Annotated in this window: 20 protein-coding genes and 1 pseudogene; 5 read left to right on the top strand and 16 right to left on the bottom strand. The window is 71.4% G+C overall.

From position 1 onward, the window contains the following. From JNW98_RS10405 to folC, 16 genes and pseudogenes are all read right to left on the bottom strand, one after another. Positions 1-506: pseudogene (locus JNW98_RS10405) on the bottom strand (Rne/Rng family ribonuclease); the annotation flags it as partial. 218 nt (positions 507-724) lie between these two features. Beyond that, on the bottom strand, positions 725-1,495 hold the full coding sequence (locus JNW98_RS10400; protein ID WP_223767850.1) for a TIGR03936 family radical SAM-associated protein: 771 nt from the start codon (positions 1,493-1,495) through the stop codon (positions 725-727). 316 nt (positions 1,496-1,811) lie between these two features. Then, entirely contained in the window at positions 1,812-2,807 is a 996-nt protein-coding gene (locus JNW98_RS10395) for a sporulation-delaying protein SdpB family protein (protein WP_223767849.1), read from the bottom strand. After that, positions 2,789-3,406 (bottom strand): SdpA family antimicrobial peptide system protein, encoded by a 618-nt coding sequence (locus JNW98_RS10390; protein ID WP_223767848.1) that lies wholly within the window; start codon positions 3,404-3,406, stop codon positions 2,789-2,791. The genes JNW98_RS10395 and JNW98_RS10390 overlap by 19 nt, the downstream gene beginning before the upstream one ends. An 11-nt stretch (positions 3,407-3,417) precedes the next feature. Continuing rightward, positions 3,418-4,095: a sporulation delaying protein family toxin gene (locus tag JNW98_RS10385; protein WP_223767847.1), complete on the bottom strand. Its 678-nt coding sequence runs from the start codon at positions 4,093-4,095 to the stop codon at positions 3,418-3,420. Between the two features lie 41 nt (positions 4,096-4,136). After that, positions 4,137-4,469: an SdpI family protein gene (locus JNW98_RS10380; protein WP_223767846.1), complete on the bottom strand. Its 333-nt coding sequence runs from the start codon at positions 4,467-4,469 to the stop codon at positions 4,137-4,139. A 481-nt stretch (positions 4,470-4,950) separates the two neighbouring features. Then, positions 4,951-6,876 carry a TIGR03960 family B12-binding radical SAM protein gene (locus tag JNW98_RS10375; protein WP_223767845.1) on the bottom strand — a complete coding sequence of 642 codons (1,926 nt, stop codon included), beginning with the start codon at positions 6,874-6,876 and terminating at the stop codon, positions 4,951-4,953. A 92-nt stretch (positions 6,877-6,968) separates the two neighbouring features. Then, positions 6,969-8,516: a CYTH and CHAD domain-containing protein gene (locus JNW98_RS10370; protein WP_223767844.1), complete on the bottom strand. Its 1,548-nt coding sequence runs from the start codon at positions 8,514-8,516 to the stop codon at positions 6,969-6,971. A 70-nt stretch (positions 8,517-8,586) separates the two neighbouring features. After that, positions 8,587-9,786, bottom strand: a complete 1,200-nt coding sequence (rodA, locus tag JNW98_RS10365) for a rod shape-determining protein RodA (RefSeq protein WP_372459205.1) — start codon at positions 9,784-9,786, stop codon at positions 8,587-8,589. Positions 9,787-9,800: 14 nt separating this feature from the next. Further along, positions 9,801-11,957, bottom strand: a complete 2,157-nt coding sequence (gene mrdA / locus JNW98_RS10360; RefSeq protein ID WP_223767842.1) for a penicillin-binding protein 2 — start codon at positions 11,955-11,957, stop codon at positions 9,801-9,803. Between the two features lie 46 nt (positions 11,958-12,003). After that, entirely contained in the window at positions 12,004-12,717 is a 714-nt protein-coding gene (gene mreD / locus JNW98_RS10355; protein WP_223767852.1) for a rod shape-determining protein MreD, read from the bottom strand. A gap of 10 nt (positions 12,718-12,727) precedes the next feature. Further along, a complete protein-coding gene (gene mreC / locus JNW98_RS10350; protein ID WP_223767841.1) occupies positions 12,728-13,660 on the bottom strand; it encodes a rod shape-determining protein MreC in 933 nt (310 codons plus the stop codon). A 126-nt stretch (positions 13,661-13,786) separates the two neighbouring features. After that, positions 13,787-14,806 (bottom strand): rod shape-determining protein, encoded by a 1,020-nt coding sequence (locus JNW98_RS10345; protein WP_004950903.1) that lies wholly within the window; start codon positions 14,804-14,806, stop codon positions 13,787-13,789. Between the two features lie 285 nt (positions 14,807-15,091). Next, positions 15,092-15,505: a nucleoside-diphosphate kinase gene (gene ndk, locus JNW98_RS10340; RefSeq protein ID WP_223767840.1), complete on the bottom strand. Its 414-nt coding sequence runs from the start codon at positions 15,503-15,505 to the stop codon at positions 15,092-15,094. A 127-nt stretch (positions 15,506-15,632) separates the two neighbouring features. Continuing rightward, entirely contained in the window at positions 15,633-15,974 is a 342-nt protein-coding gene (locus tag JNW98_RS10335) for a DUF4233 domain-containing protein (RefSeq protein WP_223767839.1), read from the bottom strand. Positions 15,975-15,976: 2 nt separating this feature from the next. After that, the gene (gene folC / locus JNW98_RS10330; RefSeq protein WP_308015546.1) at positions 15,977-17,527 is read right to left on the bottom strand and encodes a bifunctional tetrahydrofolate synthase/dihydrofolate synthase; all 1,551 of its coding nucleotides are present in this window, start codon (positions 17,525-17,527) and stop codon (positions 15,977-15,979) included. Positions 17,528-17,689: 162 nt separating this feature from the next. Between folC and JNW98_RS10325 the strand changes: the two genes are divergently transcribed. The 5 genes from JNW98_RS10325 to JNW98_RS10305 all read left to right on the top strand — a co-directional run bounded on the left by JNW98_RS10325 (position 17,690) and on the right by JNW98_RS10305 (position 23,747). Next, a complete protein-coding gene (locus JNW98_RS10325; protein ID WP_223767838.1) occupies positions 17,690-18,853 on the top strand; it encodes a PAS domain-containing sensor histidine kinase in 1,164 nt (387 codons plus the stop codon). Further along, positions 18,850-19,530 carry a response regulator transcription factor gene (locus JNW98_RS10320; protein WP_223767837.1) on the top strand — a complete coding sequence of 227 codons (681 nt, stop codon included), beginning with the start codon at positions 18,850-18,852 and terminating at the stop codon, positions 19,528-19,530. The genes JNW98_RS10325 and JNW98_RS10320 overlap by 4 nt, the downstream gene beginning before the upstream one ends. Positions 19,531-19,863: 333 nt before the next feature. Next, entirely contained in the window at positions 19,864-20,991 is a 1,128-nt protein-coding gene (wecB, locus tag JNW98_RS10315; protein WP_223767836.1) for a non-hydrolyzing UDP-N-acetylglucosamine 2-epimerase, read from the top strand. A 51-nt stretch (positions 20,992-21,042) separates the two neighbouring features. Further along, the gene (locus JNW98_RS10310) at positions 21,043-22,407 is read left to right on the top strand and encodes an XrtP-associated glycosyltransferase (protein ID WP_223767835.1); all 1,365 of its coding nucleotides are present in this window, start codon (positions 21,043-21,045) and stop codon (positions 22,405-22,407) included. A 143-nt stretch (positions 22,408-22,550) separates the two neighbouring features. Then, positions 22,551-23,747, top strand: a complete 1,197-nt coding sequence (locus JNW98_RS10305) for a hypothetical protein (RefSeq protein WP_223767834.1) — start codon at positions 22,551-22,553, stop codon at positions 23,745-23,747. The last annotated feature ends 115 nt before the right edge of the window (positions 23,748-23,862 follow it).

Below are 23,862 nucleotides of genomic sequence, written 5' to 3'. Positions count from 1 at the left end.
GCCGGGGTGGCGGGCGCCTCGGCGGCAGCGGTCTCGGTGGCAGCGGCCTCGGCGGGGGCACCCGCGTCGGCGCTCACCTCGGCGGCGGGCTGCTGAGCGGCACCCTCGGCCGGGCCGCCGGCCTTGCGGACGGCACGGCGGCGCGGACGCGCCGGAGTGGCAGGGGCCTCGGCGGCCCCGTTCTCCGTCGTGGCAGCCTCCGCCGTGACCGCGGTCTCGGCGGCCGGCTTGGACGCGGCACGGGTCGCACGGCGACGCGAGCGCGCCGGAGCCGCGGCCTCGGCGGCCGGCTCCGCGGAAGCGGAAGCAGATCCGGATCCGGAAGCGGCCTCGGACGCCGCGGAGGCGTCGACGCCGCCCTCGGCCACCGGCGGACCGGCCGGGCGGGAGGCCACGCGGCGACGGCGGCGCGGCGGCAGCGTGTCGCTGGGGCTCCCGGTGTTGTCGTTGTTCCCGGGCGCGTCGTGCGCGTTCCCGGATTCCATGGGCTCAGTGGGTTCGAGCATGCGGGCGGTTCTCCCGTCACGCTCCCGGGCGCCGCGCCGGATTCCGGCCCGCCGGTCCGCGTGATGAGCGCGGTTCCGCCGTCCGGGGCGCGGTCGCCGCACGGGAGCTGTCGTCTCGCTCGCCGGGTCCGATCTGCGGCACCGGCGAAAGTCTCCTGGTCAATGCGCCTGCCGGACCGGGGTGGCTCCCTGGTGCACCGGCGGCGCGCGACGCGTCCTTACGCTGGTCCGCCCGCTGCCGTCGCCGCGCCGGTGGCCGGTGATGAAGCGGCCGTGGCAGCGTCGCGATCGAGCGCGAGCGGATCGGTCACCGTTCCGGTCTCATCGTCGAGCGGCCCCTGCGCCAGCCTGGTCACCGCAGCGGGGACCGGCGGCGCCAGGTCGGCCGTGGCGCGGAGCCCGGACAGGACGTCGTCGGGTCGAACGGCGGGTGTCGAATGCCGAACAACCAGCCGCAGTATCGCACAGGCACCGGTACCGGGCCTATCGGCCGGATCGGCCGAGGCCTCGAGTCGGCACACGGCACCCCGCGCGTCGAAGGTGCGCATCCCGTTCTTGGTGCGGCGCGCGACCTCCACGGTCTCCGCCGCGAGGAACGCCGCCACGGCTCGCTCGGCCTCGGCGACCTCCACCCCGTCCAGCCGCAGCTCCCACAGGGAGCCCTCCAGCCGGTCGGCGAAGGAGGACGTCCGCGCCTCCACCGCGTCGACGATGTCGAGCCCGGTGGGCAGCGACTCGTCGAGCAGCTCCCGCAGCAGCGCGGGGTCGCGCGCCTCGGCGAGCTGGATCTCCAGGTACTCGGCCTCACTGCCCGTGCCGGTGGGTGCGGCATTGGCGTACGACACCTTGGGGTGCGGCGTGAAGCCGGCCGAATACGCCATGGGCACCTCGGCCCGGCGCAGCGCCCGCTCGAAGGCGCGCTGGAAGTCACGGTGGCTGGTGAACCGGAGGCGGCCGCGCTTGGTGTAGCGGAGGCGGATGCGCTGCACCGCGGGTGCGGGCGGCGGGCCTTCGGGCTGTCGCTTGCCCAGTGGTCTGTTCCTTCGTGAGAGCGGTCGTACTGCTACCTAGCGTACGCGCAACAGGGGCCCCGCCAACCCGGCAGGGCCCCCGCCCGGCACGCGCACCCGATCCTCGACGCTTGAACGCGACAGCGAGCCTCAATAGGCCGAACGGGCGGCCCCTCGCCGGGGCCACCCGAAGGAGTGTGCCGTGTCCTCTCTCTATAGAGAGGAAGGCGCACAGATGAATCAGGGACAGCACGCCGAACAGCGGGGCCTGCTCACAGCCCGGCTTACAGGCCCCCTACGACTCGAGCACCACCGCGCCGCTCCTCTCTGCCGGCCCAGGTTCCGCCGGCACTGCCGAGCGGTCCGGCCGAGCGGCACCGCGGGCGGGCCGGAAGAGCTTTCGCAACCGAACGGCGTGGACGTCCACACCCCGGGATGCGGCGCAGACCACCGCCCCCAACATGGTGAGCCCGAAAGAGACGATCCCGAGCTGCAAAATGATCAATACATGGAGGCAAGCACTGATCCCCGCGGCCACCGCCTGCGGGAACCCGCGCCGCAACAGAAGAAGCGCTATCAAGCATTCGACGGCGATCGTTCCCCAAGCGGACAGGAGGGCGATGATGGTGACGCTCGTTGCCGAGCGGAACAGATCGGCGAAAAGGCCGGCCGCCCCGAAGTTCTCCATACGCGCGACGTAATAGGTCGCGCTGCCTTCCGTCCACGGATCCACGGGCAATTTCGCCAGTGCACTGTTGAGATAAATATAGGAGACCTGGAGCCGGACGCCCCACCAGCCGGCCCAGGCGAGCCCCTGCCAAACCGAATCGCTCTTCCCTCCGTCCGATCGCTGCCAGTGCCAGACTCGCCTGTCATTGATACAAGCCAGCATGAGAAAGAAAGTGACGACCTGAGCTACGGCATCGCCACCGTCAGGGAGCGATATCGACTGACCGATGGAGAGCGATGCCCAGAAGTGCAGCACAGTGGTGTACCGAGGCAGGATTCCGCTCGCCACGACCAGAAGAACGACCAGAAGAACAAGATTGAGGAGCTGCCGGTCTGCGGAATCCGCCAGGCAGTACAGTGATGCCCCCTGCGCCAGGGACGAGCAATCGACCTTGGTTTCCGTTCCACCCACCGGGACGAAGAGATGAGACGCCGGGGTGAAAATCAAGATGGACGCCTGCGCGAGCGCAATCAGGGATCTGCCCACGCCCAGCGCTCGGGATTCGGCAGGAAAGCACCGAAGGGAACGCTCCATCGACACGGCTAGCTTTTTCGCGAGCACTTGGCCTCCACGAGAGCGGCCTTCTTGTCGAGGCGCCATCCTTCGTACCTGTCACGGAACTTCCACGGGACAGGTCTCGTCTCCACCAGAACCAAGCGCCCGCAAAGCGTCGGGACCGGAGATGAGTTCGTGACGGTTTCTGGAGCCGAAGACCCGGCGACCGCCGCCGGGCAATCTCCTTTGAGTTCCTCGCAGTCCTTCCACGCTCGGACCTGGTTTGCCATGCCGGCGACTTCTGGGCCTTGCGCACGCTGGCGCCGTGTCAGCCCGTACAAGTTGTCCGACCGGGAATTCGGCAGATGTGCCGCATAGGCGACATCGTCGCCGGACACCACGTAAGGAACCAGTTCCGGATCGTTCGGCGGTTTGGTGAAGAAGGCCCAGCTTTGGGGCATGAGCCTGGCCGACAGCGATCGAAGATATCCTCCGTCACGCGTGGAAAGTACGTTACTGGGAAGAGAGAAGAAGATCGACCCGGCCAGCAGAATCCCGACCACGACGAGACCGCCGGCAGCAGAGGCCAGAGCCGGCAAGGAGCGAATCGGCTCGGGACAGCCCTCTGCGGCGGGGCGTCCGTCGGAGTTCTGCCCGATGGTCACCGGGTCGCGACTCATGTCAGCGCGGAAGTAAGAGCATCGACAAACGCGTCACGCTCTATATCCGAACCGACCGGCTTGCCGTCCTCGAGGTACCAGGTGACGACCACAAGGGTTGCGAGAGCGTTGGTGGCGACCCCGGCGTTCGTGTACGCCAATGCGTTGGCGGCCCCCACGGCATTCGCATATATGATCACATATGCGCCCATCCAGGTCCAGCCGCTCGCCAGGGCCGGCCCCTTGCCGCCATTAACAGGACGAGCGTTCTTCTTGATGAACTGGTTGAAGGTCACCGAGAAGTCACGGAGAGCGGCCCCGACACGCACGGGGTCCCCGGATTGGAACGGAACGGCCATCGCCCTGTGGAACTCGGGGTGTGCGGCCAAGTAGCCGGCAATGACCTTGTCCAGCGCCGCTTCATCGGTGCGCGGCTTCGATGCGTCGAACCCAAGCATCCGCTTCAGCTCCGGATGCGCGTCGGCAATGGGCCCCTGAGCGGCGAGCAACAGCTGCAGCAACTCCGCGTCACTGAACTTTGCCGTTTCCTTTGCCGCCTCCTTGAGCTGCGCCTTGCTCGGCACCGCCCCTCCGGGGGCGCCGTCGGCAACAGCGCTCTGCGTAGTCACACCACCTACCACAATAATGGAGCCGGCAACCAGCGCGGCAACCGCGTTTCTGGTCCTGATTTTCACACTGTCCTCCCCTATATCGATGCAATTCAGCAACGACTGGACTACCCGCCCTCAGGACCGGCCGCGCGCGCAGCCGAGTTCGCTCTGCCCGCCGCCGTCGCGAGAAGTGCGAGAACCACGACGATTCCGACCAGCGGTACAATGATGACGGCCGGGTTCTCGGCATCGCTCAGCGACAGAGCCAGGCTGATCGCCAAAGAAACGGCGCCTACGCTGTAGGCGGTCAAATAGGCCACCATCAGCAACGGCGACGCCGACGCATGCCCGGCCTTCCAGGCGTCGTCCGAAGACATCGTCGCCTTGGTCCGGATTCCGATCATGGAATTGCGCTCGATATTCCCGCTTGCGACCTGACTTTTGACGTAATGGATCATGGCACCCAGCGTCACCAGACCTACACCGAAAACCAATCCCGCGACCGGATCCATTACTCAGCCCCCAAGAACACATGCATCGTCGTCACCGGCAAGAAAACCCTGCCCCCTCGCTCGTCAACGAACAACAGGCCACCATCCTCCGAGCGGCCCGACCTTTCCTTTATGCGAACAGGTAGTAATTGCTACATGCAATCATTGCAGGCACCGCAAGGCTAGTGTCTTTACCGGCCCGGCTGAAGATCGTTTCAAGCCAGCTCTGGCGCAGGCGTGGCGTGCAATGAGTGGCGTGGAATTCGCGGGTCGCGCACAGGGCCAGAAGTGGGCGGTAACCCGGAGAAGCCGGTCTCGCCGCGAGTCGCCGGGAAGCGATCGGCGAGGCGCCAGGGCAGCGGCGGCCCATGCCGGCTGGGAAGGCGATACGAAGAAGGCACCTGCCAGCCCGGACAGGTGCCTTCCCTGAGAATCGCAGTGGGTGCGCTTACTTCTTGACGCTGAGCGGCAGCAGCTTCTTGCCCGTGGGGCCGATCTGGATGTCGAGGTCAAGCTGAGGGCACACGCCGCAGTCGAAGCACGGCGTCCAGCGGCAGTCGTCGACCTCGGTCTCGTCGAGGGCGTCCTGCCAGTCCTCCCAGAGCCAGTCCTTGTCGAGGCCGGAGTCCAGGTGGTCCCAGGGCAGGACCTCCTCGTAGGTGCGCTCGCGGGTGGTGTACCAGTCGACGTCGACGCCCTGCGGGGGGAGGGTCTCCTCCGCGCACTTCATCCACTGGTCGTAGCTGAAGTGCTCGCGCCAGCCGTCGAAGCGGCCGCCGGACTCGTAGACGGCGCGGATCACGGCGCCGACGCGGCGGTCGCCGCGGGAGAGGAGGCCCTCGACGATGCCGGGCTTGCCGTCGTGGTAGCGGAAGCCGATCGAGCGGCCGTACTTCTTGTCGCCGCGGATCTTGTCTCGGAGCTTGGCCAGACGGGCGTCCGTGTCCTCGGCGGAGAGCTGCGGGGCCCACTGGAACGGGGTGTGCGGCTTGGGCACGAAGCCGCCGATGGAGACCGTGCAGCGGATGTCGTTGGAGCCGGAGACCTCGCGGCCCTTGGCGATGACGTTGACCGCCATGTCGCCGATCTGGAGGACGTCCTCGTCGGTCTCCGTCGGCAGGCCGCACATGAAGTACAGCTTCACCTGGCGCCAGCCGTTGCCGTACGCGGTGGCGACGGTCCGGATGAGGTCCTCCTCCGAGACCATCTTGTTGATGACCTTGCGCATGCGCTCGGAGCCGCCCTCGGGGGCGAAGGTGAGACCGGAGCGGCGGCCGTTGCGGGTCAGCTCGTTCGCGAGGTCGACGTTGAAGGCGTCCACGCGGGTCGACGGCAGCGAGAGGCCGATCTTGTCCTCTTCGTAGCGGTCGGCGAGGCCCTTGGCGATGTCGCCGATCTCGGTGTGGTCGGCGGAGGACAGCGACAGCAGGCCGACCTCCTCGAAGCCGGTCGCCTTCAGGCCCTTGTCGACCATCTCGCCGATGCCCGTGATCGAGCGCTCGCGCACCGGGCGGGTGATCATGCCCGCCTGGCAGAAGCGGCAGCCGCGGGTGCAGCCTCGGAAGATCTCGACGGACATCCGCTCGTGCACGGTCTCCGCGAGCGGGACCAGCGGCTGCTTGGGGTACGGCCACTCGTCGAGGTCCATGACGGTGTGCTTGGACACGCGCCACGGCACGCCGGAGCGGTTGGGGACGACGCGGGCGATGCGGCCGTCGGGCAGGTACTCGACGTCGTAGAACCGGGGGACGTACACGCCACCCGTCTTCGCCAGCCGGAACAGCACTTCCTCGCGCCCGCCGGGACGGCCCTCGGCCTTCCAGGCGCGGACGATGTCGGTGATCTCCAGGACCGCCTGCTCGCCGTCGCCGATGACGGCGCAGTCGATGAACTCCGCGATCGGCTCCGGGTTGAACGCGGCGTGGCCGCCGGCCAGGACGATCGGGTCGTCGACCGTCCGGTCGGCCGCCTCCAGCGGGATGCCCGCGAGGTCGAGAGCCGTGAGCATGTTGGTGTAGCCGAGCTCGGTGGAGAAGCTGAGACCGAAGAGGTCGAACTCCTTGACCGGCCGGTGGGCGTCCACCGTGAACTGCGGCACGCCGTGCTCGCGCATCAGCGCTTCCAGGTCGGGCCAGACGCTGTACGTGCGCTCGGCGAGGACGCCCTCGCGCTCGTTGAGGACCTCGTACAGGATCATGACGCCCTGGTTGGGCAGCCCGACCTCGTAGGCGTCCGGGTACATGAGCGCCCAGCGGACGTCGCACTCGTCCCAGTTCTTGACGGTGGAGTTGAGCTCTCCGCCGACGTACTGGATGGGCTTCTGGACGTGCGGGAGAAGCGCTTCCAGGCGCGGGAAGACCGACTCGACAGGCATTCGCGGATGTCTCTCATGAGCGGGCAGGGTGACCCTCAAGAGTAACGTGCCCGGCGGCGTGACGATCCGGGTCGGCCGTCACACAGCGTAACTCACAGTGACACCTCGGCGGCCTTCTCCCACACCCCCGCCAGCTCCCGCTCGCACTCCGCCGCCCGCGCCTCCTCGCGCCCGTACAGCAGTCCGTACGTGAACGTCGCCTCCCCCGCGACGGCCGCCTGCGCGGCGATCAGGCGCAGCGCGTCGCGGGTGAGGACGCTGTCCTGGTGGTCGCCGAGGACGGTCTGGACGGCCTTGAGCCGTTTGGCGAGCCGTCTGGCGTCCTTGCCCAGGGCGGGGGCGGCGGACTCGGCCGCGTAGCGGGCGCGTTTGGCGGCCTTGCGGGCGTCGTGGAGGGCGGCGTCGCGGGCCGGGCCCGGGTCGGTGGCGAGGGCGTGCGCGATGCGGGCCGCGAGCCGGTCCCGGTCCCGGCGGACCGCCTTGGCCAGGTCCTTCTCGGCGGCTTCGGCGGCGGCCGGGCGCAGCGGCGGGTCGGTGACGAGGGCGTCGAGCCGGTCGAGCAGGGTCAGGTAGCGCGGGCTGTCGAGGGCGGTGGTGACGCGGCGGCGGGCGTCGACGCGGCTGCGGTTGGACCAGATGCGCAGGCGGGCGCGGACCGGGCCGCGGACGAGGGTGCGCGGGAGTTCGTCGAGGCGCTGCCGCAGCCGTTCGGTGACCACCTCGCGGTCGCGGTCGACGCCCAGTTCGCCGGCGAGCCGGCGGAGTTCGGCGCCGAGGGGGTCGGTGGCGCGGGGGTCGAGGAGCTTTCGGTGGGTGCGGAGGGCGCTGCGCAGCCGGCGGGTGGCGACACGGAGTTGGTGGACGGCGTCCTCGGTGCCGAGCCGGGCGCCGGGGTCGAGGGCGGCTAGGGCCTCGGTCTGGGCGCGGAGGTGGGCGAGGACGACGCGGGCGGCGTCGCCCGTGCCGGGTCCGGGCGGCGGGGGCTCCGGGGCGCTCTCCCCCGCGACGGGGGCGGTCCCGTCGGCTCCGGCGAGGGCCCGGGCGACCTTGCTGCCTGCGCGCGAGGGGCGGAGTCCGGCCTCCCGCAGGGGCCGTTCGAGGACGTCGAGGAGGCCGGGGTCGGCGCCGGGTGCGAGCTCCACCTCGATCTCGGTCCACGCCGTCGTCGTACCGGGGTCCTCCCCCGCGGGCGCCCCGGCGGTGACGGAGTCGGTGGCGACCTCGGCGAGGAGGGTGCCGCCGGCGTCGAGGAGGTGCCGTACGTCGCGTCGTGAGACGACGCGGGCCAGCGGGACGAGAGGCGCGCCGCGGGTGCGGGCGCGGACGAGGCCGGCGAGTCGGCGCGGGATCCCGTCCGTGAGCGGGGCGCGCACCTCGTCGCGTACGCCCGGCGCGACGGGGAGCTTGAGGTGCCATCCGGCGTCGCCTCCGGTGCGGCGGCGGAGGGTGATGCCGGCGGCGAGGAGCCGGCGGTCGGCGGTGTCGTAGTAGACGGCGTCGAGGACGTCCGTCCCGCGGTCGACGACGCGGGCGACGGGTCCGGTCCGGCCCAGGTCGGGCAGGACGACGGGCGCCGTCCCGTCGTCGGCCTCGTACTTGCGCTCGATCTCCCGCACGATCGCGCCCCGGAGCCGGTCCATGCCGCCGAATCTAGTCGCCGGAGGCGCCCGGCGGCAGGCCGGAAGTCGGCCACCGCCCGGCGGGCGCGCGCTAGGCCGAGGCCAGCGGCCGCTGGACCTTGATCGACTGGAGGAGTCCGACGGCGATCCAGGCGGCGAACATCGAGGAGCCGCCGTAGGAGACGAAGGGCAGCGGCAGTCCGGTGACGGGCATGATGCCCAGGGTCATGCCGATGTTCTCGAAGGACTGGAAGGCGAACCAGGCGATGATCCCGGCGGCCACGACCGTCCCGTAGAGCTCGGTGGTCTCGCGGGCGATGCGGCACGCGCGCCAGAGGATGACGCCGATCAGGAAGATGATCGTGCCCGCCCCGACGAAGCCGAGTTCCTCGCCCGCGACGGTGAAGATGAAGTCCGTCTGCTGCTCGGGGACGAACTGCCCGGTGGTCTGGGAGCCGTGGAAGAGGCCGGAGCCGGTGAGGCCGCCGGAGCCGATGGCGATGCGGGCCTGCTTGGTGTTGTAGCCGACGCCGGCGGGGTCGAAGGCGGGGTTGGCGAACGCGGCGAAGCGGTTGATCTGGTACTCGTCCAGTATCCCGAGCTGCCAGATCAGCACGCAGCCGAGGAGTCCCGCGCCCAGCAGGCCGGCGATCCAGCGGTTGGAGGCGCCGGAGGCCAGCAGCACGGCGAGCACGATGACGACGAGGACCATGACCGAGCCGAGGTCCGGCATCAGCAGGATGACCAGGATGGGCACGGCGGCGATGCCCAGGGCCTGGAGGACGGTGCGGTGGTCGGGGTGCGGCCGGTCGCCCGCGTCCACGGCCTGGGCCAGCAGCATGGCCATGCCCAGGGTGATGGTGATCTTGGTGAACTCGGAGGGCTGGATGGAGAAGCCGCCGCCGAGCTGGATCCACGACCGGGCGCCGTTGATCGTCGCGCCCAGCGGGGTGAGGACGGAGAGGCAGCCGAGCACGGAGACCACGTAGAGCACCGGGACCACGCCGCGCAGCGCCCGGTGGCCGGCCCAGACGGCGCCGGCGGCGAGGGTCAGCCCTATTCCGGTGTTGAGGACGTTGCGGAGCAGGAAGTAGTACGGGTCGCCGTGGGTGAGCTCGGTGCGGCCGCGGGTGGCGGAGTAGACGAGCAGGGTGCTGAAGCCGGACAGGGCCAGCGCGGCGAGGAGCATGACCCAGTCGAGGCGGCGGACGACGGAGTCGCGGTCGGTGAGCCGGGCCCAGGTGGAGCGCTGGGGGGCGAAGCGGCGGATGCGGAAGCCGTCGGCGCTCATACCGCTCATGTCGCTCACTCTTCCTGCTTCTCTTCCTTGCGGGCGGGCTCGGACGGCGGCGGGTCGATGTGCGCGGCGACGATGCTGCCGTCCTTGTCGATCTTCGGCAGGCCGGCCTCGGGCGCGGGCAGCAGCGCCTTCTTGGCGTCGATCTTCCCTTGCTCGTCCACCCCGTACAGGGCGTTGTAGATCTTCCGGACGGCCGGTCCCGAGGCGCCGGATCCCGTACCGCCCTGGGAGATCGTCATGACGATGGTGAAGTCCTTGGTGTACGTGGCGAACCAGGAGGTCGTCTGCTTGCCGGCGACCTCGGCGGTGCCGGTCTTGGCGTGCATCGGGATCTCCTTCTGCGGCCAGCCCTGGAAGCGCCAGGCGGCGCTGCCCTGGGTGGCGACGCCGGCCAGCGCGGAGTCGAGCTGGTCGCGGGTCTTCCGGTCGAAGGGCAGCTGCCCGTGCGCCTTCGGCCGGATCTCCCGGATCCGCTTGCCGTCGGGGCTGACGATCGCCTTGCCGACGGTCGGGTCGTGGAGGGTGCCGCCGTTGGCGATGGCCGCGTAGATGGTGGCCATCTGGATCGGGGTGACGAGGGTGTCGCCCTGGCCGATGGAGTAGTTGACGGAGTCGCCGGCGCGCATCCGGGCGAACGACTCGCAGTTCTCCTTGGCGATCTGGGCCGCGTAGTCGCCCTTGTCGCCGGTCTTGCCCGCGCCGGCCCCCTGCTTGCACCAGGCGTCCTTGTTGAGCTCCCAGTACCGCTTCTTCCAGTCGCGGTCCGGGACCCGGCCGCGGACCTCGTTGGGAAGGTCGACGCCGGTGGGCTTGCCGAGGCCGAAGTCGTGAGCGGTCCGGTAGAACCAGTCCTTGGGGTGCTTGGGGTTGTTGCCGCCGTCCTTCTGCCACTGCCGGTAGGCCAGGTCGTAGAAGACGGTGTCGCAGGAGACCTCCAGCGCCCGGCCCAGGTTGATCGGGCCGTACCCCTTGGACTCGAAGTTCTTGAAGACCTGGTGGCCGATGCTGTACGAGCTCGAACAGTTGTATTTGTCGGTGAACGCGTAGCCCGCGTTGACGGCCGCCGTGGCCGAGATGACCTTGAACACCGAGCCGGGGGCCGCCTGCCCCTGGATGGCCCGGTTGAGCAGCGGGTAGTCCGAGTCCTTGCCGGTCAGCGCCTGGTAGTCCTTGGCGGAGATGCCGCCCACCCAGACGTTGGGGTCGTAGGTCGGGTTGGAGGCCATGGCGACCACCCGGCCGGTCTTGGACTCCATGACGACGACGGCGCCCGCGTCGGCCTTGTAGGTGGTGCCCGTGTTGCGGTCCATCTCCTGCCGGGCGTCCTTCATCGCCTGGTCGAGCTCGCGTTCCGCTATGGCCTGCACACGGGCGTCGATGCTGGTGACGACGTTGGAGCCGGGTTCGGCGCGGTCGCTCCTGGCCTTGCCGATGACGCGGCCGAGGTTGTCGACCTCGTACCGGGTGACGCCGGCCTTGCCGCGCAGCTCCGGGTCGTACTGCCGCTCCAGGCCGTTGCGGCCGATCTCGTCGGAGCGCATCAGCGGCGTGCGGGAGTCCTTGGCCTGGGTGATCTCCTCGTCGGTGACGGGCGACAGGTAGCCCAGGACCTGGGCGGTGTTGGAGCCCCCGGGGCCGGGGTAGCGGCGGACGGCCATCGGCTCGGCGGTGATGCCGGGGAAGTCCTCGGCGCGCTCGCGGATCTGGAGGGCCTGCTGGGTGGTGGCCTCGTCGGTGATGGGGATCGGCTGGTAGGGCGAGCCGGCCCAGCACGGCTTGGGCGTCTTCGCGTCGCAGAGCCGCACCTTCGCCGCCACGTCCTCCGGCTTCAGGCCGAGCACCCCGGCGAGCCGGGCGAGGACGCGCTTGCCCTTGTCCTTCATCTTCATCAGGTCGGTGCGGTCGGCCGAGACGACCAGCCGCGTCTGGTTGTCGGCGAGCGGGATGCCGCGCGCGTCCAGGATCGAGCCGCGGGTGGCCGGGACGATGACCTGCTGGATGTGGTTGCTGGCCGCCTCGGCGGTGTACTCGTCGCCGTTGCGGATCTGCAGGTACCACAGGCGCCCGCCCAGCGTGAGCAGGAGCGAGACGACGAGGATCTGGATGACGACCAGCCGGATGGTGATCCGGTTGGTCCGGCCGGTCTCCGGGATGTTGCTCACCGGGCGGCTCCCCGGGGGCGGGGGTACGGCGGGGAGGGGTGCTGGGTCACAGGTGCTTGCCGCCCTTCCACTTGCTCCGCGTCCCCCGTGAACTCCGTGACATCAGTGAGCCGCGCGACATCCGTGAACCGCGTGACAGCAGCCCGCCCCGCGCCCCGCCCAGCCCCTTGCCGCGCCCGCGCCCGCCCAGGCCGGGCATCCGGCCGTATCCGCTCTCGCCGGCCGCGACGGCGGTGGCGCCCTCGGCGGTGAGCGGGTCGTTCTCGGCCCGCCGCGCCAGCGCCATGATCAGCGGCACGGTGAAGGGCGCCAGCAGCAGGTCGTACAGGGCGGCGGTGAGCAGCAGCCCGGTCAGCCCGACGTGCCGGGCGGCGGTGTCCCCGACCAGGGCGCCCACCCCCGCGTACAGCAGGGTGGAGACGACGGCCGCGCCGAGGACGACGAGCAGCGGGACGGTGGCCGAGCGCAGCCGCCCGGTCTCCGGCCGGGCGAGCCCGACCAGGTAGCCGACGACGCAGAGCACCAGCGCGTAGCGGCCGGTCGCGTGGTCGGCGGGCGGGGCGAGGTCGGCGAGCAGTCCGGCGCCGAAGCCGACGAGGGCGCCGCCGGTGTGCCCGTAGACCAGGCCGAGGGCGACGACGACGAGGAGTAGCAGGTCGGGGACGGCGCCGGGCAGGTGGAGCCGGGCGAAGACGCTCACCTGGAGGACGAGGGCCACCACCACCAGCGCGGTCGAGAGCAGGATCCGGTTCAGGCGCATGGGCATGGGGTCAGTCCCTGGGTTCGGCGCTCGGCGTCGGGGTGGCCGTGACGGTCACCGTGGGCGTGGGCTTGGGGGCCTCGGGCTTGGGCGGCAGCACGCTGTCGCGCGGGTCCGCCTTGGGCGGTTCGACGACGACGCCGACGAGGTCGAGCTTGCTGAAGCCGACGAAGGGCCGCACCTGGAGGGTGCGGGTGAGCCGGCCGCCGGAGGGTTCGACGCGGACGACCTCGCCGACGGGGACGCCGGGGACGAACGGCTTGTCCTTGCTGGAGCCGAAGGTGACCAGCCGGTCGCCGGGCCGGACGGCGGCCTTGCCGTTGAGCAGCTCGACGCGCAGGCTGCTGTCGCCCTGGCCGCCCGCGAAGCCGATCTCGCCGCTCTTCTCCAGCCGGGTGCCGACGGTGAACTTGGGGTCGGTGACGAGCAGGACGGTCGACGTGGACGGGCCGACGGTGGTGACGCGGCCGACGAGCCCGTCCCCGTTGAGGACGGTCATGTCGCGCTTGACGCCGTCGTGGCTGCCGAGGTCGATGGTGACGGTCCAGGAGAAGCCCTGGGCCGCTCCTATGGCGATGACCCGGGCGCCCTTGATGCCGTACTGGCCGCGGCCCGCGGTGCCGAGCATCTTGTCGAGCTCGCGGACCCGGGCGTTGTTGCGGTCGTCGCTGCCGAGCTTCTGCTTGAGCTCGGTGTTCTCACGCTCCAGCCGGGTGATCCGGTCGCTGCGGTCGCCCGAGTCGCGGACGGCGGCGACCGCGTCGGCGACCGGGTCGACGATCCCGGCGACGCCCTTCTCCACCGGCCCGAAGGCGGTGGCGGCGGCCCGCCGGGCGCCGTCGAGGGGGGACCGGTCGCCGCCCCGGATGTCGACCGTGATCAGCGCGAACGCGACGGCGATCAGCAGTACCAACAGCAGCCGGCTCTCTCGTGTGTCCCTCACGTGCGGCGGCATGCCCTTCTCGTCGGGTCTCCTGTGACCGGCGGGCCGGGCGGACGCCGGTCACCGGCAGCAGCGTTCTGCCTGTATATCAGGTTGTTTCCGCCGGGCGGCGGCGCCCGGGGCGGGTCACCTGCGGGGCTGCGCGTCCAGCACCTGCTGGAGGGCCTCGAACTCCTCCACGCACTTGCCGGAGCCGAGGGCGACGGAGTCCAGCGGGTCCTCGGCGATGTGGATCGGCATGCCGGTCTCGCGGCGCAGCCGCTCGTCGAGGCCGCGCAGCAGGGCGCCGCCGCCGGTGAGCACGATGCCGCGGTCCATGACGTCGCCGGAGAGCTCGGGCGGGCACTTGTCGAGGGTGGTCTTGACCGCGTCGACGATCGAGTTGACCGGCTCCTCGATGGCCTTGCGGACCTCGGCGGCGGAGATGACGACGGTCTTGGGCAGGCCGCTGACCAGGTCCCGGCCGCGGATCTCGGTGTGCTCGTCCTGCTCCAGGTCGTAGGCCGACCCAATGGTGATCTTGATCTGCTCGGCGGTGCGCTCGCCCAGCAGGAGGCTGTACTCCTTCTTGATGTGCTGGATGATCGCGTTGTCCAGCTCGTCGCCCGCGACGCGGATCGACTGGGCGGTGACGATGCCGCCGAGGGAGATCACCGCGACCTCGGTGGTGCCGCCGCCGATGTCGACGACCATGTTGCCGGTGGCCTCGTGGACCGGCAGGCCCGAGCCGATCGCGGCGGCCATGGGCTCCTCGATGATGTGCACCTGCCGGGCACCGGCCTGGGTGGAGGCCTCGATGACGGCCCGGCGCTCGACCCCGGTGATACCGGAGGGCACGCAGACCACCACGCGCGGGCGGGCCATCCAGCGCCGCTTGTGGATTTTGAGGATGAAGTAGCGGAGCATGCGCTCCGTGATCTCGAAGTCGGCGATGACGCCGTCCTTCAGGGGGCGGACCGCCACGATGTTGCCGGGCGTGCGCCCGATCATCTTCTTCGCCTCCGCGCCGACCGCGAGGATGCCGCCCGTGTTCGTATTGATGGCGACGACGGACGGTTCGTTGAGGACGATCCCGCGGCCTCTGACGTACACCAGCGTGTTGGCGGTCCCGAGGTCGACTGCCATGTCACGACCGATGAACGACATGTTGTTCCCCATGAGGATACGTCTGGCCTTCCCAGCTGGAGCGATTGCTTACTTGAGGTCGGCAGGTGGTGCGCTGCGGGGCGCGGAAGCTCTCATCGTAGTCTCGCCGACGGAAAGCGACGCGACAGCTGCTCCGCCATTGTCGGCGGAACGCGAGCCCGCCCCGGTAATGGTGACGTCGTGTCGGAGTGAGAGGTTCCCCCGATCGGCCACGCATATGTCAGAGGGCGACCGAAAAGAAATCGGTCGCCCTCTGATCAGAATGAGAGCCGGCCTGATCCGGTATCAGCCGCGGTCGGGAAAGAAAATCTTGATTTCCCGCTCGGCGGACTCCACCGAGTCCGAGGCGTGGATGAGGTTCTCGCGCGTGATGGTGCCGAAGTCACCGCGGATGGAACCGGGGGCGGCCGCGATCGGGTCGGTCGGGCCCGCCAGCGCCCGGACGCCCTCGATGACGCGCTCGCCCTCGACGACCAGGGCGACGACCGGACCGGACGACATGAACGCCATCAGCGGCTCGTAGAAGTCGCGGCCGACGTGCTCGGCGTAGTGCTGTTCGAGGACGGCGCGGTCCAGGGTGCGCAGCTCCAGCGCGCTGATCGTCCAGTTCGCCTTCCGCTCGATGCGGGCGATGATCTCGCCCACGAGCTTGCGGGCGACCGCGTCGGGCTTGAGGAGGACGAGGGTGCGCTGGCTCATACTGCGGCTCCTTGCGGATGATCGTGTGTGTGGGGCCAGAGGGTACAGGGGCGTACGCGCCCGTCCGGCACCCGGTACGGGCGCGGGTGCGCGGCGGCGCGCGCCCCTACGAGGCTGACGCCCGCCCCTACGAGGCTTCGGCCTCCGCCGCGAACCGCGCCTTCGCCTCGTCGATCTTCCGGCCGAAGTGCACCGACGCCCACCACAGGGCGCCGAAGACCAGGCCGAGGACGAACATCACCGGCACCACGAAGCCGCTCGCGAGCAGCCCGGCCTGGAACAGCCAGCCCAGCTGTACGCCACCGGGACGGGTGATCACCCCGCACAGCACCACGCTGAGCAGCATCGCCGTCCCGCTGACCGCCCAGACCGTCCCGGTGGACAGGCCGTCGTCCTTCATGGCCACCAGCCCGGCGAAGCCGATGACGAAGAATTCACCGATCAGGGTGCTCGCGCACAGCGTCCGCATGGTCAGTCCCTTCCGAGCAGCAGCAGGCGGGCGTCGCCCACCGTGAAGACCGAGCCGGTGACCAGGACGCCGGCGCCGGCGTACTCGCCCTCTTCCTCGGCGAGCGTGATCGCCGCCTCCAGGGCGTCGTCCAGCCGCGGCTCCACCTGGACCCGCTCCTCGCCGAAGACCTCGACGGCGAGCGCGGCCAGCTCGTCGACGTCCATGGACCGGTCGGTGGAGTTGCGGGTGACGACGATCTCGGCGAAGACCGGCTCGAACGCCTCCAGCACCCCGCGCACGTCCTTGTCGGCGCTGGTGCCGACGACGCCGATGAGCCGGCTGAAGCCGAACGCCTCGGTGACCGCCTCGGCCGCCGCCCGGGCGCCCGCCGGGTTGTGGGCGGCGTCCAGGACGACCGTGGGGCTGCGGCGGACGACCTCCAGCCGGCCCGGGGAGGTGACGGAGGCGAAGGCGCGGCGGACCACGTCGAGGTCCAGGGTGCGGGCGTGCTGCGAGCCGATGCCGAAGAACGCCTCGACGGCCGCCAGCGCCACGGCGGCGTTGTGCGCCTGGTGGGCGCCGTACAGCGGCAGGAAGACCTCGGGGTACTCGCCGCCGAGGCCGCGCAGGGTGAGCAGCTGCCCGCCGACCGCGACCTCGCGGGCGACGACGCCGAACTCCATGCCCTCGCGGGCGACCGTGGCGTCCACCTCGACGGCGCGCTTGAGCAGCACCTGCGCCGCGTCCACCGGCTGCTGGGCGAGGACGACGGTGGCGTCCTGCTTGATGATCCCGGCCTTCTCCAGAGCGATCTCGCCGGGGGTCGAGCCGAGCCGGTCGGTGTGGTCGAGCGCTATCGGCGTGACCACGGCGACCGTGCCGTCCACCACGTTGGTCGCGTCCCAGGTGCCGCCCATGCCGACCTCGACCACCGCGACGTCCACCGGGGCGTCGGCGAAGGCCGCGAACGCCATGCCGGTGATCACCTCGAAGAAGGAGAGCCGGATGTCCTCGCGCTCGTCGACCATCCGCACGTAGGGCTCGATGTCTTGGTACGTCTCGACGAACCGCTCGGCGCTGATCGGCGCGCCGTCCAGGCTGATGCGCTCCAGGTAGGTCTGCACGTGCGGGCTGGTGTAGCGGCCGGTGCGCAGGTCGAAGGCGCTCAGCAGGGCCTCGATCATGCGGGCGGTGCTGGTCTTGCCGTTGGTGCCGGTGATGTGGATGGACGGGTACGCGTGCTGGGGCTGGCCCAGGACGTCCATCAGCTTCCGGATGCGCTCCAGCGACGGGTCGAGCTTGGTCTCGCCCCAGCGGCCCGCGAGCTCGGCCTCCACCTCGCGCAGCGCCCGCTCGACCTCGGGGTCGGTGGGACGCGCGGGGATGCCGTCGCCCTGCGGCGGGCCGGCCTGGGCGCGCAGGGTGCGGCTGCCGGCCTCGATCACCGCGAGGTCGGGGTCTCGGGTGGTCTCGGCGTCGACGATCTCCTCGAAGCGGTCGGTGCCGTCGGGGCCGCCGGATCTCGGATCGTCGTGGTCGTCGTGGTGGTCGTTCTGGGGGCGCTCGCTCACGGGGCCCAGTCTACGGAGCCGGGGCGGCACGCCGGGGCAGGGGCCGGAGTCCGGACGGCACTGCGGGAGCGTTATGTTCCGCTTTGCCCTACGGTTTTAGTGCGGATTTCATTGGATTGCGGAGGGATTCGCCGGAGACGTCCGTGGGAGCGGGTGAGAAACATGGGCTCCGAGGACCGTGACCTGCTCCAGGACCGTGACCTGCTCCAGGCCGTCCTGGAGGCCCTGCCCGCGGGCGCCCTGCTGCAGAGCCCCGCCGACGAGATCCTGGCGGTCAACCGCCGCTTCGCCCACATGTTCGACCTGGAGGGGCGGGTGGACCTCTCCCGCGGCGCCCCGATGCGTCCGGTCGTCCCCCTCGTCCGCGCCCGTTTCGCCCCCGGATACACCGCCCCCGGCAGCCCCGGCGAGATCCTCGCCCGCCGGCCCGTCCACCGGGAGGCCGAGATCCCGCTCGCCGACGGGCGCGTCGTCCGCCGCGAGGTGGAGCCCCTGCGGCACGCCGGCGTCTACCTCGGCGCCCTGTGGTTCTTCACCGACATCACCGACCGGAAACGCCGCGAGCACGACCTCGAACGGGACAACGTCGCCCTCACCGAGCTGGCCCGGCAGCGCAACGCCTTCACCGCCGCCGCCTCCCACGAGCTCCGCACCCCGCTCACCACCGTCATCAGCTTCGGCGAACTCCTCGTCGACCCGGCCTTCGGCGCCCTCACCGACCAGCAGCGGGCCTTCGTGGACGCGATCCGCCGCAACGGCGAGCGAATGCAGCGGGTCATCGCCGACCTGCTGTTCACCACCCGGATGCGGGCCACGGGACCCGAGCTGGAGTTCGGCCGGGTGGACGTGCCCGGGATGCTGCGTGACGCCGTCCTGGAGTCCCTCTGCGTCCCGCCCGGCGGCCCGCCGCCCGTCTTCACCGTCCTGGAGTGCGCCCCGGGACCACCCCTGTGCGGCGACCGCCACCGCCTCCGGCACGTCCTGGGGAACCTGCTGGAGAACGCGGCCAAGTTCACCCCGCCCGACGGCCGGATCGCCGTCACCGCCGCACCGTGCGGCGAGGACTGGGTGATCGAGGTCGCCGACACCGGCATCGGCATACCCGAGGCCGCGCGCGAGGAGATCTTCACCGGCTTCGTCCGCGCCGCCAACGCCCGCTCCGGCGGCTACCCCGGCACCGGCCTCGGCCTGGCCATCGGCCGCACCCTCGTCGAACTGCACGGTGGCACGCTGACCGCGGGCGGCAGGGAGGGCGAGGGCGCCGTCTTCCGCGTCACCCTCCCGGTCGCGGGCCCGCCGGGCCTGGTCCTGGAGGACGTCCCGTGACCCGCGTCCTCGTCGTCGAGGACGACCCCGACCTGGCCCTCGCCCTGCGCGTGCTGCTCGAACGCGCCGGCCACACCGTGATCCCCGCCGACGACGGCCGCGAGGCGCTGCGGCTCCTCTTCGCCGAGCGCCCCGGCCTGGTGATCCTCGACATCGGACTGCCCGAGCTCGACGGCTGGGAGGTCCTGGAACGCACCCGCGACCTCAGCGACCTCCCCGTCCTCCTGCTCACCGCCCGCGGCGCCGAGACCGACCGCGTCCGCGGCCTGCGCGCCGGCGCCGACGACTACCTCCCCAAGCCCTTCGGCAACGACGAGCTCCTCGCCCGCGTCGAGGCCCTGCTACGCCGCGCCGCCCCCGCCCGCTGGGCCGGCGAGTCCTTCGACGACGGCCTCCGCCTCGTCCCCGAGCGCCGCTCCGCCGTCTGGCAGGGCCAGGAGGCCCGCCTCAGCGACATCGAGTACCGCCTCCTCCAGATCCTCGTCCGCAACCGCGGCCGCGTCATCACCACCGAGCAGCTCCTCGACCGCGTCTGGGACGACCACGACGCGACCGGCCGCGAACGCGTCAAGTTCGCCGTCCTGCGGCTGCGGCGCAAGCTGCGGCAGGCGGCGGGGGACGAGGCGGCGGATCCGGTGGAGGCGGTGCGGGGGCTGGGGTACCGGTACCGGACGTAGTCCGGTGGGGTGTGCCCCGGTCCCGCCCCTTCGCCGTTTCCTGGGGGCAAGCCCCCAGACCCCCTTGTCGCGGCTTCGCCGGTCGTCCTCAAGCGCCGGACGGGCTGGCATATAGCCCGTCCGGCGCTTGAGGACAACCGCGCGAAGCGCGGTTTCGGGGGTGCGGGGGCTTACCCCCGCAAGAAACGGTAAAGGGCGGGACCGGGGCAACCCTCCGGGACGAAAGTCCCGACCTGAACCCGCAACCGTCGAGCAACCGGCGCTCATCCGGGGGCGCAACCGACCCACCGCAATCTCGAGGCTGCCCTCGTCACCGCAGCCTCAGGAGAGCCCGTGCCCGCGCCCCTCCCCCGCCGCAGCATCGCCATAGTCCTCGGCACCCGCCCCGAACTCGTCAAGCTCACGGACCTCGTCCGCCTCCTCGGCCCCGCCGCCCACCTGATCCACACGGGCCAGCACTACGACGAGAACCTCTCGGGCCGCTTCCTGACGGAACTGGGTCTCCCGGAGCCCACCCTCCTCACCGGCGTCGGCGGCAAGCCCCGCGCCGTGCAGATCTCCGCCGCCCTGGAGCAGCTCGACGAGCTGTTCACCGCCGAGCCCCCGCTCGCCGTCGTCGTCCAGGGCGACACGAACGCCGCCCTGGCCGGCGCGCTGGCCGCCAACGCCCGGGGCATCCCGCTGGTGCACGTCGAGGCCGGCCTGCGCAGCCACGACCGGGACATGCCCGAGGAGCACAACCGCGTCCTCATCGACCGCATCGCGGACGTGCTCTGCGCGGCCACCGAGGACAACCGCGCCAACCTCCTCGCCGAAGGCGCCGACGACACCCGGATCGCCGTCACCGGCAACACCGTCGTCGAGGCCGTCCGCAACCAGCTCCCGGCCGCCGCCGAGCGCGCCGCGCTGCTGGACGCGCACGGGCTGACCGCCGACGGTTACGTGCTCGCCACCGTGCACCGTCCGGAGAACACCGACGACCCCGCCGCCCTGCGCGCGATCCTCACCGAGCTCGCCGCGCTGGTCACGGACGGCCGCCCGGTCCTGCTGCCGCTGCACCCGCGCACCCGCGCCCGGATCGAGGCGGCCGGCCTCACCGCCCTCCTGGCGCCGCTCACGGTGACCGCGCCGCTCGGCTACTCCGAGTTCCTGGCCCTGGCCCGGCACGCGGCACTGCTGGTGTCGGACTCCGGCGGCATCCAGGAGGAGTGCACGGTCCTCGGCCGCCCGCTGGTGGTCGTCCGGCGCTCCACGGAGCGGCCGGAGGCGATGACCGACTTCGCGGAGCTGGTCGTTCCGGGCCCGGCGATCGGCGCGGCCGCGCGCCGGCGGCTCGCGGAGGGCCCCGAGGGCCTCGCCCGCCTCGCCGCGCTGCCCAGCCCGTTCGGCGACGGCCTCGCCTCGGAGCGGATCACGGCCCTGCTGGCCGGGATCGCGACGCCGGTGCGCCTGGCCGCGTAACCGCGCGCCCCAGCCCCCGCCGCCCGCTCCTCCGCCCCACCAGGACTCCCCTTGCTCCACAACCCCTTCTTCCTCATATTCCCCTTCTTCCTCCTCGCCTGCTTCCTCCTCTACTGGGCCGGCGCCCGGCACGCCTACACGCGCCGCCCGCTCGCCGAGCACGGCGACCCCGGCGCCTTCGACTGGCACTTCTTCGTCCCCTGCCGGGACGAGGAGGCCGTCGTCGCGACGACCGTCGGCCGGCTGCGCGCCGACCACCCCCGCGCGCACGTCTGGGTCATCGACGACGACAGCGACGACCGCACCGGCGCGATCGTGGCCGAGCTCGCCGAGCGCGACCGCCGCGTCCACCTGGTGCGCCGGCACCGGCCCGAGGCCCGGCAGGGCAAGGGCGCGGCGCTCAACGCCGCGTACGACGAGCTGAACCAGTTCCTGTCCCGGGAGGCGGACCGCGAGCGGATCGTCGTCTGCGTCGTCGACGCCGACGGGCAGCTGGACCCGAACGCCCTGAACGTCGTCAGCGGCCCGCAGGGCTTCGGCGACCCCGAGATCGGCGGCGTCCAGGTCAGCGTCCGGATGCGGAACACCGAGGACAAGCGCCCGCTGCCCGACCGCGGCCGGGTCCGCAACGCCTTCGCCCGGCTCCTGGTCCGCATGCAGGACATGGAGTTCTCCGTCTCCAACGCCGGCATGCAGCTGCTCCGGGCCCGCACCGGCTCCGTCGGCCTGGGCGGCAACGGCCAGTTCACCCGCCTCGCCTCGCTCGACCGGATAGCCTCGGCCGAGCGCCGGCCCTGGCAGCGCGGCGCGCTGCTGGAGGACTACGAGCTCGGCCTGCACATGATCCTCACCGGCGACCGGATCAACCACCTTGCCGACACCTGGGTCTCCCAGGAGGGGCTGCCGCACGGCCGCCGGTTCCTCACCCAGCGCACCCGCTGGGCGCAGGGCAATCTCCAGTGCGTCCGCTACGCGCCGCGCATCATCTCGTCCCGCCACTACGGTGGCCGGGGCATCCTGGAGACCCTGTACACCTTCCTCCAGCCGGTCGCCCACCTGGTGACCCTCGCCCTGTGCGCCCTCATGTTCGCCCTCCTCGGCCTGACCGCGGCCGAGGACGGCTTCGGGGCGGCGTTCGGCGGAATGCTGGCCCTGTGGCCGCTGGTCGTCGCCCTGGCCGTCGTCTCGGTGCTGCCGTTCGTGCTGTGGGGTCCGGTCTACCGCCGCGACCGCGCCGACGACCGCTCGCTGCTCACCGCCCTGCTGTGGGGGCTGGCCCTGTGGCTGTACGCGTACCACCTCTTCCCGGCGTCGGCCCGCGGCTTCGTCCGGATGCTGCGCGGCCGCAACGGCTGGGCCAAGACCCGCCGCAACGCGGAGGCGACGGACTCGGGCCCGGTGGCCATCGAGGCCTGAGGCCCCTCCCTCCTCCGTCCGGAACACGGTGTTCCGCTGCTCACATCCGCCGCCCGGGAGCAACCCCCGGGCGGCTTCCGCCATCTGACCGCCGGTGACAGTTGTGCCCGGAGCAGACGGCGGCCGGGTGACGGAACGGGAGCATGGTGCGGATACCGGAACTCAGCACGCGGACACACTTGTTGCTGCTCACCGCGTGGGCCGCGCTCTGGTTCGTGGTCGTGGAACCGAGCGGCGGCTTCTCCTGGCACTACCTGCGCACGGGCGGCGAGCTGATCTACGACGGCTCGTCGGGCGACGGCGGCCTCAACCTCTACGCCCGCCACCCCGAGCTCCAGATGGGGCCCGTCAGCTTCCTGGTGGCCGGGCTGTTCAACCCCTTCCCCGCCGAGGTCGGGCAGGTGCTCGCCGAGGCGTTCATGTCGGTGCTCGGCCTGGTGGTCCTGGTGCTCACCGGGCGCAGCGCCGCCCGGCACTTCCTGGGCACCGGCACCAACCACCAGCGGCTGCGGCGGCGCGTCCTCATCGCCGGACTGGCCTTCATCCCGATGTGGATCGAGGTCTCGGTCCGCTTCGCCCACCTCGACGACGTGCTGGCGCTGTTCTTCACCGCCCTGGCCGTCCGCTCCATGACGCGCTGCGACGCGGCGGCCACCGGCATCTGGATGGCCCTCGCCCTGGACTCCAAGCCCACCGCGCTGGCCTTCCTCCCGCTGCTGCTCGCCCTGCCGAAGGAGCGGTGGCTGCGGGCCGGGCTGTGGTGCGCCGGCCTGGTCGCCGTCGCCTGGGTGCCGTTCTTCCTCGTCGACTCGCAGTCCTTCGCCGCGGCCGAGTTCACCATCCCCAACAACCCGGCCTCCGCGCTCCGTTGGCTCGGCGCCAACGACCCGGAAACCCCGAGCTGGGCCCGCCCCGCACAGGCCGCCCTCGGCCTCTTCCTCGGCACCGTCGCCGTCTGGCGCGGCCGCTGGGCCGCGGTCGTCCTCCTCGGCGCCAACGCCCGCATCGTCCTCGACCCCAGCGTCTACACGTACTACACGGCGTCCGTGCTCCTCGGCACGCTTCTGTGGGATGTGTGCGGGCAGCGGCGGCTGGTGCCGCTGTGGTCCTGGCTGGCGTTGGTGGCGTTGTACGGGAGCGTCTTCGTCGTCCACGACGATGCGGCGCGGGGCTTGATCCGGTTGGCCTTCGTCGTCGTCTCGACGGCGTACGTCCTGTTCGCGCCGGTACGCGACCGGCGCCGCCGCTCCCCCGATCGCGCCGAGCTCCACGACGAGCCCGTCGAGGGGCCATGGGGGCCGATGTGGGACCCGGGGCGCTCGCGGCCCTGGTCGCGGTGAGGGTGCCCCGGTCCCGCCCTTTCACCGTTTCCTGGGGCTGCGCCCCAGCCCCCCGTAACCGCGCTCCGCGCGGTTGTCCTCAAACGCCGGACGGGCGGGCTTGGGGCTGAGCGCC

Source organism: Streptomyces huiliensis (assembly GCF_020037025.1).
GTDB lineage: Bacteria > Actinomycetota > Actinomycetes > Streptomycetales > Streptomycetaceae > Streptomyces > Streptomyces huiliensis.
The sequence above is the reverse complement of the archived record's forward strand: the minus strand, read 5'-3'. Positions and strand labels throughout refer to the sequence as shown.